The 15715-nt window shown below is 61.5% G+C and carries 14 protein-coding genes; 8 read left to right on the top strand and 6 right to left on the bottom strand.

The features are described 5' to 3' along the window. The first annotated feature begins 18 nt into the window (after positions 1-18). On the top strand, positions 19-972 hold the full coding sequence (gshB, locus tag GTW23_RS13530) for a glutathione synthase (RefSeq protein WP_152010699.1): 954 nt from the start codon (positions 19-21) through the stop codon (positions 970-972). Positions 973-1064: 92 nt separating this feature from the next. Then, on the top strand, positions 1065-2768 hold the full coding sequence (locus tag GTW23_RS13525) for a mechanosensitive ion channel family protein (RefSeq protein WP_252916145.1): 1704 nt from the start codon (positions 1065-1067) through the stop codon (positions 2766-2768). Between the two features lie 97 nt (positions 2769-2865). On the opposite strand, the gene GTW23_RS13520 is transcribed toward GTW23_RS13525, so the two are convergent. Both GTW23_RS13520 and GTW23_RS13515 read right to left on the bottom strand, forming a co-directional pair. Further along, positions 2866-3168 (bottom strand): YciI family protein, encoded by a 303-nt coding sequence (locus tag GTW23_RS13520; protein ID WP_252916144.1) that lies wholly within the window; start codon positions 3166-3168, stop codon positions 2866-2868. A gap of 92 nt (positions 3169-3260) precedes the next feature. Next, positions 3261-3494 (bottom strand): hypothetical protein, encoded by a 234-nt coding sequence (locus tag GTW23_RS13515; protein WP_252916143.1) that lies wholly within the window; start codon positions 3492-3494, stop codon positions 3261-3263. Between the two features lie 177 nt (positions 3495-3671). Between GTW23_RS13515 and GTW23_RS13510 the strand changes: the two genes are divergently transcribed. Further along, positions 3672-5204, top strand: coding sequence for a YifB family Mg chelatase-like AAA ATPase (locus GTW23_RS13510; protein WP_252916323.1), 1533 nt, complete (start codon positions 3672-3674; stop codon positions 5202-5204). A 76-nt stretch (positions 5205-5280) separates the two neighbouring features. After that, on the top strand, positions 5281-6216 hold the full coding sequence (locus tag GTW23_RS13505; protein WP_252916142.1) for a DUF1353 domain-containing protein: 936 nt from the start codon (positions 5281-5283) through the stop codon (positions 6214-6216). A gap of 41 nt (positions 6217-6257) precedes the next feature. Here GTW23_RS13505 and cysK read toward each other — a convergent pair whose 3' ends face one another. Both cysK and GTW23_RS13495 read right to left on the bottom strand, forming a co-directional pair. Next, on the bottom strand, positions 6258-7232 hold the full coding sequence (gene cysK / locus GTW23_RS13500) for a cysteine synthase A (protein ID WP_252916141.1): 975 nt from the start codon (positions 7230-7232) through the stop codon (positions 6258-6260). A gap of 180 nt (positions 7233-7412) precedes the next feature. Then, positions 7413-7772, bottom strand: coding sequence for a winged helix-turn-helix transcriptional regulator (locus tag GTW23_RS13495; protein ID WP_252916140.1), 360 nt, complete (start codon positions 7770-7772; stop codon positions 7413-7415). 109 nt (positions 7773-7881) lie between these two features. Between GTW23_RS13495 and GTW23_RS13490 the strand changes: the two genes are divergently transcribed. After that, a complete protein-coding gene (locus tag GTW23_RS13490; RefSeq protein ID WP_252916139.1) occupies positions 7882-8817 on the top strand; it encodes a DMT family transporter in 936 nt (311 codons plus the stop codon). On the opposite strand, the gene GTW23_RS13485 is transcribed toward GTW23_RS13490, so the two are convergent. Together GTW23_RS13485 and dut are read right to left on the bottom strand one after the other, a co-directional pair. Beyond that, positions 8768-9787, bottom strand: coding sequence for a proline racemase family protein (locus GTW23_RS13485; RefSeq protein WP_252916138.1), 1020 nt, complete (start codon positions 9785-9787; stop codon positions 8768-8770). The genes GTW23_RS13490 and GTW23_RS13485 overlap by 50 nt on opposite strands. Next, the gene (dut, locus tag GTW23_RS13480; RefSeq protein WP_252916137.1) at positions 9784-10278 is read right to left on the bottom strand and encodes a dUTP diphosphatase; all 495 of its coding nucleotides are present in this window, start codon (positions 10276-10278) and stop codon (positions 9784-9786) included. Before dut ends, GTW23_RS13485 begins: the two co-directional genes overlap by 4 nt. Before the next feature lie 93 nt (positions 10279-10371). Between dut and GTW23_RS13475 the strand changes: the two genes are divergently transcribed. The 3 genes from GTW23_RS13475 to GTW23_RS13465 all read left to right on the top strand — a co-directional run bounded on the left by GTW23_RS13475 (position 10372) and on the right by GTW23_RS13465 (position 15585). Further along, positions 10372-11961, top strand: coding sequence for a peptide chain release factor 3 (locus GTW23_RS13475; RefSeq protein ID WP_252916136.1), 1590 nt, complete (start codon positions 10372-10374; stop codon positions 11959-11961). Positions 11962-12079: 118 nt separating this feature from the next. Further along, complete coding sequence (locus tag GTW23_RS13470; RefSeq protein WP_210385807.1) at positions 12080-12562, top strand: DUF305 domain-containing protein; 483 nt, start codon at positions 12080-12082, stop codon at positions 12560-12562. Positions 12563-13668: 1106 nt separating this feature from the next. After that, positions 13669-15585 carry a putative bifunctional diguanylate cyclase/phosphodiesterase gene (locus tag GTW23_RS13465; RefSeq protein WP_252916135.1) on the top strand — a complete coding sequence of 639 codons (1917 nt, stop codon included), beginning with the start codon at positions 13669-13671 and terminating at the stop codon, positions 15583-15585. The last annotated feature ends 130 nt before the right edge of the window (positions 15586-15715 follow it).

Here is a 15715-nt window from a genome sequence, read left to right as displayed (position 1 = left end):
GGCGGAGACACACTACCCATGAGCAAGATCAAGAATGTCGCGGTCCAGATGGACCATGTGAGCTCTATCAAGATCGGCGGCGATTCCACCTTCGCCATGTCATTGGAGGCGCAGGCGCGCGGCTACAAGCTGTTTCACTACACGCCGGACCAGCTGTCGATGCGCGACGGCGTCGTCCAGGCGATCGCCGAGCCGATGATCCTGCGCGATGTCGAGGGCGACCATTTCGAGCTCGGGCCGCAGGAGAAGATTGATCTTTCGAGCATGGACGTGGTGCTGCTTCGCCAGGATCCGCCGTTCGACATGTCCTACATCACCTCGACGCATCTTCTGGAGCGGGTGCATCCGAAGACGCTGGTGGTCAATGATCCGGCCTGGGTGCGCAATTCGCCCGAGAAGATCTTCGTCACCGAGTTCCCCGACCTGATGCCGAAGACGCTGATTTCCCGGGATCCGGCGACGATCAACGCCTTCCGCGCGGAAGTCGGCGACATGATCCTCAAGCCGCTCTACGGCAATGGCGGCGCCGGCGTGTTTCACGTCAAGCCGGACGACCGCAACATGTCCTCGCTTCTTGAAATGTTTGCGCAGATGTACCGCGAGCCGTTCATCGCACAGGAATACCTGTCCGATGTCAGGGCCGGCGACAAGCGCATCATCCTGATCGACGGCGAGCCGGCGGGGGCGATCAACCGGGTGCCGGCCGAGCACGATTCCCGCTCCAACATGCATGTCGGCGGCCGCGCCGAGCACAGCGAACTGACGAGCCGCGAAAAGGAGATCTGCGCCCGCATCGGGCCGTCGCTGAAGGCGCGCGGCTTCATCCTGGTCGGCATCGACATCATCGGCGACAAGATGACCGAGATCAACGTCACTTCGCCGACCGGCATCCGCGAAATCAGGAATTTCGGCGGACCGGATGTGGCGGCCCTGTTCTGGGATGCGGTGGAATCCAAACGCGCGCACTCCTGATCCACGCTTCCTGCGGCGGCCATTGAACCAACCACGGCCACAGGCGTTCAAACCCTGAGTGCAACGCACAGGGGGAGACGATGCCGCGGTTGATGACACTGATGACTGCCCTTGCTCTTGGCTGGCTTGCCGGGCTCGCCGGCAGTGCGGCCGCCCAGCAATCCGCACCGGGAGATGTCTACTTCGAAGTCGAGGCTCTGAACCCCGGCCTCGCCGGAGAACCACGGATAAACCGCAGCACCCCGCAAGCCGCGCTCGAGAGCTTTCTGGATCTTGCAAAGGACGGAGACTACGCCAGGGCCGCGCATCTGCTTGACCTGAGCTCGATCGCGGTGGCGGACCAGCCCAGCGCCGGACCACAACTGGCACGCCAGCTCGAGAAGATCCTCGAACGCAAGGTCTGGATCAATTGGGAAGGCCTCCCCGACCGTCCCGATGGTCTCGACATTACCGCCAGCCCGAAGGACCTCCTGGCCGGCAGCCCCCGCCGGTCGCTGCGGCTCGCGCTGATCGAGCTCGACGACCGCCCGGTGCCTCTCCGTCTGGAGCGTGTCAAACCGGCAGACGGCCAACCGGTCTGGGTGTTTGCGGCCCGGTCTGTCGAGACCATTCCGGCGCTGCACCAGGCCTATGGCGAGAGCTGGCTCGAGCGGTCGATGCCGGCCTGGGCGCAAAAAGAGATAGTGTCAGGTCTCGCCGCCTGGCAGCTGCTTGCCCTGCCGCTGCTGCTGATGTCCGCGGGGCTGGCGGGGTGGCTTGTCTACAGGATGCTGCGAAATGCCGGCAGCCAGCTGCGGCCGGGTTTCTGGGGACGCTTGCTCAGCCGGCTCGCCTTGTCATTCGGGGTGCTGACCGGTGCGGTAACCGGCTACGCGATGCAGGGGCGCCTTTTCGTGTTCTCAGCCACTATCGATACATTTTTCGCCCCACTGCTGCTGATGATCCTGTTTGGCGGCGCGCTGACGGTCTTTGTGCAGACCATCGACATGATCCTTGAACGCACCCTGACCAAGGACATCTCCGAACTCGAGAAACCCGAGAACCGCGAGATGCGGGCGTTCCAGACCAATCTTTCGGCGTTTCGCCGGATCGGGATCGTGCTGGCCATCATGCTGGCCGCCGGTGTGCTGCTGACCCAGATCAACCTGTTTGCCACGACCGGCGTCGCCCTGATCGGCTCGGCCGGGGTCGTGACCCTGATCCTGGCTTTCGCTGCCCGCTCGGCACTCAGCAACATTATGGCCAGCTTGCAGATCGCCATCTCCAAGACGGCGGCGATCGGCGATTCGCTGTTCTTCGAGAACCGCTGGTGCTACGTCGAGAAGATCAACTTCACCTATGTTCTCTTGAAAACCTGGGACAGCCGGCGGCTGATCGTTCCGGTGACCTACTTCGTCTCGGAGCCATTCGAAAACTGGACCAAGCGCGACCCGACCATGACCAAGGTTGTCCGGCTCCGGCTGCACCACAGCGCCGATATCGACAGCCTGCGCGAGCGCTTCGCAAGCTTTGTCCGGGACAATGACAAGGTCATCGACAAGGACGGTGCGCGCGTGCTCGTCGTTGACCACGACGCCACCGGCATGCTGGTCGGGTTCTACGCCACCGCGGAAGAGCCGCTGACGGCGTGGACGATGGAATGCGAATTGCGCGAGGCGATGCTCAAGGCCGCCAGCGAGCTCGAACTGGAGCGCAGCGAAGGCCGGCAGTTCCTGCCAGCCGAGCGCGACAGCCGGATTTCCGACTTTGCCGGGATGCAAGACACGCAACAGGGCGGTGCAAGGTCCGCGACATGAAACCTGTCACGGTCCGGCCTGAGGGTCTGCACACCAGAGGGATGCGGTTCGGCCGGCAGATTTCGACCTCGCACATCGGTGCCGATCAGCGGCCCGGCTACTTCAGCGCCGCGGCGACATTGCCGGGAATGAATTCGGTGATCTTGTAGCGGGCGACACCGGCCATGTGAAACGGGTCGGCGGTGATCAGGTCCTCGATATCGGCGACAGACCGGCCGCGGGCGATGATGACACCGCCGGTGCGGGGCACCTTGGCGCCCGAGGCCAGGAACAGGCCTGCGGCATAATTGCGCTCGATGAAGGCCATGTGCGGGGCGACCAGCGGGTCGATGGTTTCAAGCGCGGTGATGTAGGTCAGGTCGATGACGAACAGGTTTTCGCCATCCTTGAGAAAGGCCATTCTACTGCTCCGTGCCGGAATGACCGCGAGATGCTTTCCGGTCGACTGCCCAAATTTCCGGGGCCAGCCCGGAACGAAGCTCACCACGTAATTCAGTTTCCGCTGATTTTGTACCCCACGCGGGCAACAATCATGTGCAGATCGCAGGTTTTCTCATTGAATTTTTCAGGCTGCGTATTGCTCAGGTTGAGACTGCGCTTCCTGGACCGGCATAACCAGGTTCCAGAGCAGCAACCGGTGCAGGAAATCTGCCAGGAGCGATGCTCGATTGCATCGCCCAGGCCGCAGACCGATGGAATCGGTGGATTCTGATCAAGTTCTGGCAATCGGGCGTTCCGGCCCTGCAACCCGGCACAACCCATTTCTCCTTAATGGTGTATTTGTTGCCATATTGTTCTTGTTTTAGTCCGCATGCCGTGTTTCAATGGAATCCAGATCGCGTATAACGGGTATTCGATCATGCCCGGCGCAGGTGGACAGGCAACATGAAGGGGCAGGCACACATGGTTGCGCGGGTCAGCACGGTTTCATTTCAGGGTATCGAAGCGGTGCCGGTCGACGTTCAGGTTATGATCGCGCCGGGCAAGGTGAACATGCATATCGTCGGGTTGCCGGACAAGGCCGTGGCCGAGAGCCGCGAGCGGGTCCAGGCCGCCCTGCATGCCTCCGGGCTGTCGCTGCCGGCCAAGAAGGTGACCGTCAACCTGGCGCCGGCGGACCTGCCCAAGGAGGGCAGCCATTTCGACCTGCCGATCGCGCTTGGGCTGATGGCCGCCCTCGGGGCTATTCCCGGCGATGCGCTGGACGGTTACGTGGTGCTGGGCGAACTCTCGCTTGACGGCACCATCGCCAGCGTCGCCGGCGCGCTGCCGGCCGCCATCGGGGCGAACGCGCTCGGCAAGGGACTGATCTGCCCGGCGGCAAGCGGGCCGGAAGCGGCCTGGGCCGGCGAGGAGATCGACATCCTGGCGCCGCGCTCGCTGATCGCCATTGCCAACCATTTCCGCGGCACCCAGGTGCTGGGCCGCCCGGTACCGGCCATGCGGGCAGCACCCGCCAACCTTCCGGACCTGTCGGACATCAAGGGCCAGGAAACCGCCAAGCGGGCGCTCGAGGTGGCTGCAGCCGGCGGTCACAACCTGATCATGGTCGGGCCTCCCGGGTCCGGCAAGTCGATGCTGGCGGCGCGGCTGCCCTCGATCCTGCCGCCGCTGTCGGCGGCGGAACTGCTGGAAGTCTCGATGATCCACTCCATTGCCGGGCAACTGGCGGGCGGCAAACTGTCCGACCGGCGACCGTTCCGGGCGCCACATCATTCAGCCTCGATGGCGGCAATGGTCGGCGGCGGTTTGCGGGCCCGGCCGGGCGAGGTGTCGCTGGCGCACAACGGCATCCTGTTTCTCGACGAGTTCCCCGAATTCACGCCGCAGGTGCTCGATTCACTCAGGCAGCCGCTGGAGAACGGTGAAAGCGTGATTGCACGGGCCAATCACCGGGTCAGTTACCCGGCCAACATCCAGCTGATCGCGGCGATGAACCCCTGCCGCTGCGGTATGGCCGGGGAACCGGGGCACAGCTGCTCGCGCGGACCGCGCTGCCAGACCGATTACCAGGGCCGGATCTCTGGCCCGCTGATGGACCGGATCGATATCCGCATCGATGTGCCTGCTGTTACCGCGCAGGACCTGATCAGGCCGGAAGCGGCAGAAAAAAGCGCCGATGTGGCTCTCCGGGTCGCGCGGGCGCGGGCCATGCAGCAGGACCGCTTCCGAGGCCTCGGACGCCCCGACATTCGCACCAACTCCCAATGCTCGACTTCGCTTGTCGAACAGGTGGCGAAACCTGACCAGGCCGGACAGGCACTGCTCAGCGATGCGGCCGAGAAGATGCGGTTTTCGGCCCGCGCCTATCACCGCATTCTCAAGGTGGCGCGAACGCTCGCCGATCTCGACGGCGCCGAGACTGTCGGCCGCATCCACCTCGCCGAGGCGATCTCCTACCGGATCGGGGCGGAACGGGTGTCGGCGGCGGCGTGAGCTTGATCGCAATAATTGACATCTATTAAATCTAAAGCTTATTCTAATCAATCATTCAAATATCGGCACATCCTAGATGATAAAACAATTTCTTTCATTAACGATCATCGCTCTTGCTACATTTAATGCAAATTCTCAGGATTACTTCGGAGAATTTGACGGGGAGCCGAACGGTGTTTTTATTCGGGGCGGAGAAAGACCACTTTTCAGACTTAACAGCCCACTGACTTACATTGATCCCAATAGCCTCAAGTGGACGGCGCCTTCAGGCGAAGTTGTTGATGGGGCATCCATTCCACAATACGCATGGAGCATCATCGGTGGCCCATTTTCGGGCAACTATATTCGGGCCGCAATTATCCATGATTACTATTGTTGCGCCAAGACACGCGACTTCGCTGATACGCACAAAGCATTTTGGCGCGGGCTGCGGCTTGACGGAATCGGCAATGCGAAGGCCAACCTAATGTGGGCGGCAGTCCGGGCTTTCGGCCCCAACCGTTGGAATGTGGACCCCAAGCGGACTCCACCTGTGCCATGCGACTTAGGAGATAGCGCTATTGAGGGAAAAAGTGTGCAAGTGCGTGGGATCGCTGCGACCAAATTGATCGCCATGCGTCGGACCTTGGAGTCAACTGGGGGGCGGGTTCTTGATGTGATAGATGGGACGGTTGTTCTGGCCGAATCCGAACAAGCAGCCGAGTACCTGGACTTTTTGCACGACGCAATGCTGGAAAATTTCAACGTCCCACGCGAAAAACTCGGCTTGTTTTCCAACCTAAGCGACTTCGAATTTTCACAGCTTGCCAATGCGGATAACCGCGACGCAACTGTGTTGGTGTGGAACATCGAACAGGTACCTGAATTAGCAGCTTACTATTCAGACGAAGCCAAGGCAGTTTCCGATGCATATGCTAACAACGGATTGGAGATCGGCGGTTCCATAGCCGAGCCGTTTGCCCAGTCATCCTGGAATCCCGCGCTCAATAGAGTTGAGAGTATCCAGCGGTGAGTAACTTTTCCGCTTTCTCCGCGGTCTGGTAACGCTCCGCCTCAGCCGCCCAGACCGTCGAACAGCGCCGTCGACAGATAGCGCTCGGCGAAGGAGGGGATGATGACAACGATCTGCTTGCCGGCATTTTCCGGACGCTGGCCAACGCGCACCGCCGCTGCCAGCGCCGCTCCGGAGGAAATTCCGACCGGAAGGCCTTCGAGTTTCGCCACCCGGCGGGCCATGTCGAAGGCCTCGTCATTGGTGACCTTGGCGATCTCGTCATAGATGCCGGTATCGAGCACGCCCGGCGCGAAGCCGGCTCCGATGCCCTGGATCTTGTGCGGACCGGGATTGCCGCCCGAGAGCACCGGTGAGTCTGCCGGCTCGACGGCGACGACCTGAACACCAGGCTTTTTCGCCTTCAGCACCTGGCCGACGCCAGTGATGGTGCCACCGGTGCCGATGCCGGAGACCAGGATATCAATGGCGCCGCCGGTATCGTTCCAGATCTCCTCGGCGGTGGTGGTGCGGTGGATTTCCGGGTTTGCAGGGTTCTCGAACTGCTGCGGCATCACCGAATCCGGAATTTCGTTCAGCAATTCCTCGGCCCGGGCGATGGCGCCCTTCATGCCTTTCGGCCCCTCGGTCAGCACCAGTTCGGCACCGAGCAACGCCAGCATCTTGCGGCGTTCGACCGACATGGTTTCCGGCATGGTCAGGATCAGCCTGTAGCCCTTGGCAGCGGCCGCGAAGGCCAGCGCGATGCCGGTGTTGCCCGAGGTCGGCTCGACCAGCGTGGTCTTGCCTGCCTCGATCTTTCCTTGCGCTTCCAAGCTCTCGACCATGGCGACGCCGATGCGGTCCTTGACCGAAGCGATCGGGTTGAAGAACTCGAGCTTGGCAAGAAGATCGGCCTTGACGCCATCGGCGTTCGCAAGCTTGCCGAGCCGCACGATCGGCGTGTTGCCAATGGTGTCGATGATGGAATTGTAAATGCGGCCACGGCCAGGCGTTTCACTCGAGTAAGCGGACATGAAAATGCTCCTTCTGGTTGGCGCGAGTGTAGGTCAGGCCCTGACCTCGCGCCAGCCATCACCATCGACGAGGCGCTGATCGACGCGCAAATTTGTTCTCGTTCTGAAGCTCATCGCGGAATGGTATTCCGCTTTTCGGCTCAGACGGCATGATCCTGGCCGCGAGCATCCAGGAACGGTTCATTCTCCGCCCGCGTCCGGGTGCAACGTGGGCACCCAGTGCATGGCCCAATCGCCCAGCGGTTCCAGATGGCTGAACAGTTCCCGGCCCGTTGCCGTCAGTGCATAGCCCTCACCGGTGTTCTCGATCAGGCCGACACTGCGCAACTCCTTGAGACGGGTGTTGAGGACACTGGGCGACGCCGAGCCGCAGCGCGCCTGCAGGTGGCGGAAGGTTCGAGGGCCTTCGGCCAGGTTCCACAGAATGCCCATGGCCCAACGCCGGCTCAGCAGATCAAACAGCACCATGATCGGCTGTCCGCTCCGTGAGCCGCGAACCGGCTCTCCCAATCTGGCAACCGGCTTGCCATCGCTGGTCATCGCTGCCTCCCCTTGATGCGCAGCTCACGCCAAGCGCCACGCGTCTTGCTACTATATTCGTAGCGGTGTACTGCTACTGATAACGTAGCAGGCTACAGGAACAGCTGGAATGGGCAAGGCATCTTTCATCGACATCGTGCTCTGGCTGGCTCTGGCCGCGATGTGGAGCTCGTCATACGCTGTGATCAAGATCGGCGTTGCAACGCTCGAACCGGCGGTCCTCGTTTTCGGACGATTGCTGGTGGGAAGCGTCATCATCTACACGGTCATGCGTTGGCGCGGGCTGGCTCTTTCACGGGATCCGGCGGTATGGTTCTCCTATGGGGTGACCGGGCTGCTGGGCAGCGCTGCGCCGTTTCTGCTGATCACCCATGGCGAGCAATCGGTCGACAGCGCGCTCGCCTCGATCCTGATGGGCGCATCGCCGGTGATGACCCTGCTGCTTGCCGCATGGCTGATCCCGCAGGAGCGGCTGACGCTGCGCACGTCAGTCGGCATCATAGGCGGGTTATCGGGCGTCGCCGTGCTTGTCGGGCCGGCAGCACTTGCGGGGCTGGGTGCACAGCTCGGCGGACAACTGGCGATCCTCGCAGCCACCGCCTGCTATGCCGCCTCCACGGTCTATATCCGCCGGGCAGTCACACGCCCGCCCCTGGAGATGGCGGCCGGATCAATGCTCTTTGCCAGCCTGATCATGGGATGCGTACTGGCGCTTTCGGGCGCTCAGCTTGGTCAGATGGACTTCGGCGTCACATCGCTGGGCGCAGTGCTCTATCTCGGGCTGTTTTCGACGGCCTGCGCCAACCTGATTTACTTTCACCTGGTGCCACGGCTGGGGGCGACGCGGATGTCGCAGGTCAATTTCGCTGTTCCCGTTGGCGGGGCGTGGCTGGGTTTTCTGCTGCTTGGCGAGGCCTTGACCACACAGCGGCTGATCGCGCTGGCGATCATCATCGGGTCGATCTATCTGGGCACCAGCAGGCCCGCAAAGCCACTCAACGGACAAGGAACCCCGCCGCCAGCGGATCATCCTGCTCGACGGTGAACTCCGCCCTGCCCGCATAAAATGCGCGTCCGGAGACGAGCGCGGTGATGGCCGAATGCGGCCCGCAAGTCGTTACCGAAGCGACCGATCCCGAAAAACGGCTGCCGATAATGCTTTCAAATGTCCGTGCCTGACCCGGCGCGATCTGGCCGCGGGCATGCATCGCCGCCAGCCGGGCGGTAACGCCGGAGCCGGTGGGCGACCGGTCGACCTGCCTTTCGGCAAAGACGCAGACATTTCGGGTGGGCTGATCGGAAAAGGCGTCGCGCCCGTCAGTCAGGATCGAGCCATAGAGGAATGCCAGGTCCTCGGCATCGGGATGGCTGAGCCGGGTGGTGGCCTGAACGGCCCTGGTCAACTGGTCGGCCGCCTCGACAAAGGCCGAAACCGGATCGCGGCCGAATTCGAGCCCGAACTGGCGGGCGTCGGCCAGAGCATAGAAGGCGCCGCCATAGGCGATGTCGAAGCTGATCTTGCCGTGGTTTTCGAGGCCGCGGTTTTCGAGCGTGAGCTCCTGATCCCGGGCGAACAGGAACGACGGCACGCTCTCGAAGCTGACATCGGCAGCCTTGCCATCGCGGATAACCACTTCGGCGCGCACCATGCCACAAGGGCACTCGATGTTGACCGTGGCGCGGTCGCCTTGGGCCTCGACCAGGCCCTTGTCCACCGCATAGCGACCAAGCGCAATGATGGCGTGGCCGCACATGGTGGAATAGCCCTCATTGTGCATGAACAGCACCGCCAGGTCGGCGCCGGGCAGATCCGGTTCGACCAGCAGCGCGCCATACATGTCCGCATGGCCGCGCGGCTCGAACATCAGAATCTTTCTGAGATGGTCGAGATGATCGCGGACATAGGCGCGCTTTTCGAGGATCGTGCCCCTGGGCAGCTCGGGATAGCCGGAGGTGACAATCCTCAGCGGTTCGCCGCCGGTGTGCATGTCAATGACGGTGAGCAGGCCGCTCATGCCGTTCCCGTGGAGCCGAAACCGCCGTCGCCTCGGGAGGTTTCGCTCAGACTGTCCTGGATGACGATCCGCGCCTGGACCACGGGGGCGATCACCAGCTGGGCGATGCGCATGCCGCGGGTGACGGTGAAGGTTTCGGTGCCGAGATTTGCAAGGATCACCATGACCTCGCCGCGATAATCGCTGTCGATGGTGCCGGGCGTGTTCAGGCAGGTGATGCCGGACTTCAGCGCCAGGCCAGAGCGCGGACGAACCTGGCCCTCGAAGCCGTGCGGGATTTCCATGGCCAGCCCGGTGGGAACGGCGGCACGGGCCCCCGGCGCGATTTCCAGAGGAGCATCGTCGGCGACGGCGGCGCGCAGGTCCATCCCGGCGGAGCCGGTCGTCTCATAGGCGGGAAGCTCCAGTCCCTCGCCATGCGGGAGGCGGCGCACAAGCAGCACCGGTGTAGCATCAGCGGCGGACGGGGACAGGTGGGCAGGCTGGATCATGGGACAAGCTTTTACTCTTGGCGGGCCGAGGTCAATTGCATGGCGGGCGGCAAGACGGTAGAAGGCAGCGCAATCAACAGGAATCCGCCGCCAATGCCCGAACCACTCGCAGAGGAAGTCGGCCGCCGCCGCACCTTCGCCATCATCTCTCACCCGGACGCCGGCAAGACCACGCTGACCGAAAAGCTTCTGCTGTTCGGCGGCGCGATCCAGCTGGCAGGCGAGGTCAAGGCCAAGAAGGACCGGATCCAGACCCGCTCGGACTGGATGAAGATCGAGCGTGAGCGCGGCATCTCGGTGGTCACCTCGGTGATGACGTTCGAGTATGACAATCATGTCTTCAACCTGCTCGACACGCCGGGCCATGAGGACTTTGCCGACGACACCTACCGGACGCTGACGGCGGTGGACGCAGCCGTGATGGTGATCGACGCGGCCAAGGGCATCGAGCCGCGAACTTTGAAGCTGTTCGAGGTCTGCCGGCTCAGAGACATTCCGATCATTACCTTCGTCAACAAGATGGACCGAGAGGCGCGCAATCCGTTCGAGATTCTCGACGAGGTGGAGCAGAAGCTGGCGCTCGACTGCGCGCCGATGACCTGGCCGATCGGACAGGGCAAGAGCTTTTCGGGCACCTATCACCTCGCCAAGTCGGCGATCCGGCTGTCGGACAAGGAAACCGCGCTGACCCCGGTGAACGGGCCGGAATCGGACAAGGTGGCGGGGCTGTTGCCGGAGAATGAACGCGAGACCTTCATCGAGGAGACCTCGCTTGCGGCGGAGGCGTGCAAGCCGTTCGACCTCGAAGCGTTTCGCGAAGGCCACCTGACGCCGGTCTATTTCGGCTCGGCGCTGCGGAATTTCGGGGTGCGCGACCTGATCGACGCACTCGGCGCATTCGCGCCGCAGCCGCGGGCTCAGGTGGCGGACACGCGGACGGTGGAGGCCACCGACCCGAAGATGACCGCCTTCGTGTTCAAGATCCAGGCCAACATGGACCCAAACCACCGCGACCGGATCGCCTTCGTGCGGGTCTGCTCGGGCAAGCTGGAACGCGGCATGAAGGCGCGGCTGGCGCGCACCGGCAAGCCGATGAGCCTGTCGGCGCCGCAGTTCTTCTTCGCCTCGCAGCGCCAGATCGCCGACACGGCCTATGCCGGTGACGTGGTCGGCATTCCCAACCACGGAACCTTGCGGATCGGTGACACGCTGACCGAGGGCGAGGCGCTGGTGTTCCAGGGCGTGCCGAACTTCGCGCCGGAAATTCTCCGCCGGGTCAGGCTCGAGGATGCGATGAAGGCGAAAAAGCTCAAGGAAGCGCTGCAGCAAATGGCCGAGGAAGGCGTGGTGCAGCTGTTCTCGCCCGAGGACGGTTCGCCGGCGATCGTCGGCGTGGTCGGCGCGCTGCAGCTCGACGTGCTGAAGGAGCGGCTGCACGCCGAATACGGGCTTCCGGTGAGTTTCGAGATGGCGCGGTTCTCGATCTGCCGCTGGATCTCGGCGGACGACAAGGCCGACCTCGAACGGTTCGTCACCAGCCACCGCGGCGACATTGCCCGCGATCTCGACGGCGACCCGGTGTTCCTGGCCTCCGACCAGTTCTCACTCAACTACGAGGCCGAGCGCTGGAAGATGATCGACATGGTGGCGATCAAGGAATACCACGTGGCCAAGGCCGCCTGAGGCGGGTTCCGGAGCTTTCCCCCGGGGCGTCCACAGCCCGCGCCAGCAAGGCCGGAACAATCCGCCCGCCCCTGCGTTGTCCGACAGAGTCCTGTCGCAGACCACGGGGGTAGAAAGCATGTCCACGTCCTACATCCGCTTCGCAGCCATGATCGCCACATCGACGCTGGTGATGTTCGGACTGATGTATCTCAACACCTTTGCGGCCGACCATGCCTGGTTCAGCCAGACGCGGATGTGGATGGCGCTCTACATGGGTGCTGCCATGGCCGCGGTGATGCTGAGCTTCATGCTCGGTATGTACAGGAACACCCGGCTCAATGCGGCGATCTTCGTGGCCGCGGCGCTGGTGTTTGCGGTCTCGCTCTACCTGGTGAGAAGCCAGGACACGGTGGGCGACGAGGCCTGGATGAAGGCGATGATCCCGCATCACTCGATCGCCATCCTGACCAGTTCGCGAGCCAATCTCGAAGACCCGCGGGTGCGCGAGCTGGCTGACGATATCATCGACACGCAACGGCTGGAAATCGCCGAGATGGAAGCGTTGATCGCCGACCTGAATGGCGGCCCGGAGGCAACCCCTGAAGTGGATGGACGTTAGGTTACCTCCGGTAAAACGCCCCCCCGAAACTACCCGGACGTGTTGATCTCCCGCCTGTCCGGAATCGCAACCGGCCCCCGCCTTCGTTGAACTTGCCCTGAAGCCAGCCCCGACCCGGCCGCCGGCAGCGCGGCTCGGCACTTGCCCCCAAATCCGGACCGGTTTCCAGCCACGGCAAAAAACCGCGCGCGAAAATCTCGCCGGCGGGATGGGGCAGTTCCAGGCTCCGGCGTCAAAACCGGTGTGCGGGGCACGGGCAACCGGCCCGTGGTGGTGGTGAAGAAAGGGCTTGGCACAGTCTCCCGCGCCCCGCCGGTGACGGATCTCCCGCGCCTTCCGGGCACGGGCGGGCTTCTCCTCCTGCAGCGGATCATCTTGAGCCCCGGGCGGTTTCGTCCTGTTCGGCGCGTGAACCGAACCCGCCCTCTCCCCGCATGCGCGCGCGGCAAGCCGTGCGGCATCACCTCTGGGACTTGTCAGGCCGGCGTCTCAAAGCGGGCGGTGCCTATGGCGCCCGGCCAGCCCGCCGGGCACGCACACACACCTGAAACGCCGCCGGGGCCGGCAGAGCCGGGCCTTCCGGTTCCGGCCTTCGCATGATCACCCTGATGTCAGCTCCGCTTGAGGCTGACGGGCACCGGTGCTGGCCGGGATGATTTTCCCGCAAGCGCCTAGCGCGCGATACGGCCGCGCCCGCCAGACCTCACCGCCTCCCGCCAACCGCAGCTCCGTGGTCCGCGATCATCCGTTCCGACGGAAGGTGGAGTGATGATCGCATGGCGAGAGAGGGTGGGGAAAAAGACGGAGGGATTTTCTGGGTTGAACGCTTGGGATGAGTCCGCGAACAGATGTTCAGTCAGATACGACGGGTTCTGTCCTGCATAGAGTCTGCACGGGTGAAATCAATCGTCACACCTCATTCAAATCGAAGAATTACCGCAACCCAAATTTAAGGCGCACTAATATACAGAGACGATGATGTTTCCACGTAAAACAAGGCCAAGCCTCGCCTCACGGAATCCAAATCGCAAGAAACTGAATATGTGTTTGCGTTGACATCGAAGGAATTGTCGAGCGAAGCAGACGGAGATACGAGAAATATTTTCATGAGACTCGATACCATTGCCAATTATCTGACGAAACTGGAGGATCCGGTAAGACAGCAGGCAATGGTGGACTCATACTCGCTTGTTCTGCGACCCATTCTGATACCCGCCTGCGCATATTATCTGTTCGTCACATGGGAACACTGGCAAACGCAGACCGGAATTCTGCTGATCATGTTCTCTTTCATCAGCATGACGACCGCTCTCAGCTTCTATATGTTTCACAAGCATTTGACGAGCAATCGGACGATGTCTCTGGCCAGGCTCGAAGTTCATAGCCTGGCAATGCATCTTTTCATGTACCTCAACCTTTTGAGTTACCTTCTCGTCTACGACGTACAGACTCGCTACATCTATTTCGTTTTATTGGCATTCATCTTTGCGATAACGGGTGCAACTGCGCGCACAGTCATGATCAGCGTTCCACTGTCATTGGCAACGCTTTACTGGTTTTCCACATCGCTCCCCAGCGACCTTTATGCCGAATATCTATCCATTATCGTTGCAACTGCCTTTGCCTCAATCAGCATGACCGGGCTACTCAGGCATGCGATCATTCGTCAGATCGACGCACGATTACTTGCCGATGAAATGACGGCCAAGGCACAATCCCTTGCAGACTCCGACACACTAACGGGGATTCCCAACAGGCGGGCTATCTTCGAGAAGATCGACGCTTTGATTGAGCGTGGCAAGCCGTTCTGGCTTGGAATATTCGACCTCGACGGGTTCAAGGCGATCAACGATGTGTATGGCCATTCGATGGGCGACCGCCTGCTCTGTGCAGCCGTAGACCGGGTGATGGAACAGGTCTCGGAAGGGGTAATGATCGGCCGGATCGGCGGTGACGAATTCGCTGCCATTCTTCCCGGAAACCTCACCGAACAGCAGGTCAAGAAACTCGTCAGCAACGGGATAGAATCGATCACTTCCCCCTACGTGATCGACAACCAGGAACTCACGGTAGGGGCTTCGGCGGGTTTATCGCATTTTCCGGACATGGGAACCCACAGCACGCAACTTTATGAACAGGCCGATTTCGCGCTGTACAAGGCCAAAACTCATTTCCGCGGACAGTGTATCCTTTTTGAAGCGGCCGACAGTGAGGAAATGAAAAACGCAATCGCGATCGAGCGGGAATTGCGTGAAGGCAACCTTGAAGAAGAACTGTTTCTCGTTTTTCAACCGCAATACTCACCGAGCCAGAAGCGTGTCCTGAGCTTTGAAGCACTTGCCCGCTGGGAAAATCCAAAGCTCGGGCTTGTCCGCCCTGACCAGTTCATTCGTGTGGCCGAACGCTCCGGTTTCATTCAGAAGATAACTGGAATTCTGTTCCGAAAGGGACTGGCGGAGCTGAAGAGATGGCCCGACGACATCGGCCTGTCTTTCAACCTTTCGGCGCGCGACATCTCGGATCAGACCTTCGTCCTGTCTCTCCTCGGAGAGATCATGAAGGCGGAGCTCTCGCCGGCCCGTCTGGAGTTCGAAATAACCGAAACAGCGGTCATGTCTGATCTGGCAACCTCCAGCGCCGTTCTCAGCCGGCTGAGGAGCAGCGGCTGCAAAATCGCACTTGATGATTTTGGTTCTGGCTACTCAAGTTTCGAGTATCTCGATCAGCTGCCGCTAGACAAGGTCAAGATTGACAGGAGTTTCATCCGCAAGGTTCCTCACAGCATCACTTCGCGTGAAATTGTGGCGGCCATCAATGGATTGTGCTCCAAGCTTAACCTGCGGTGTGTGCTGGAGGGCGTCGAGACCGACCACGAAATGGCCGTTCTCGAGGAACTACAGCCCGACCTGATTCAGGGATACCTGTTTGGCCGGCCGATGAGCGGGGAGGACGCAAGGCAGTTGATCGCGGACCAGCAGCAGCAAAACGCAGATCACGCTGTACGGTACATCCAATCCGCTTAAAGAGTGCACTTGATCATGTCACTGAGCTGGCTGTGCTCATTGCGGTTATGTTGCATCAAAATTTGAAAACGGCCTCTGCACGGAAGTCATTTATGGGCGGCAAAGCGAACTCTGGTTCGCCGCTTAACAG

Source organism: Parahoeflea alexandrii, from assembly GCF_024105735.1.
Taxonomy (GTDB): Bacteria; Pseudomonadota; Alphaproteobacteria; order Rhizobiales; family Rhizobiaceae; genus Hoeflea; species Hoeflea alexandrii.
Note: the sequence above shows the minus strand (reverse complement) of the source record. Positions and strands in the feature narration are given on the sequence as shown.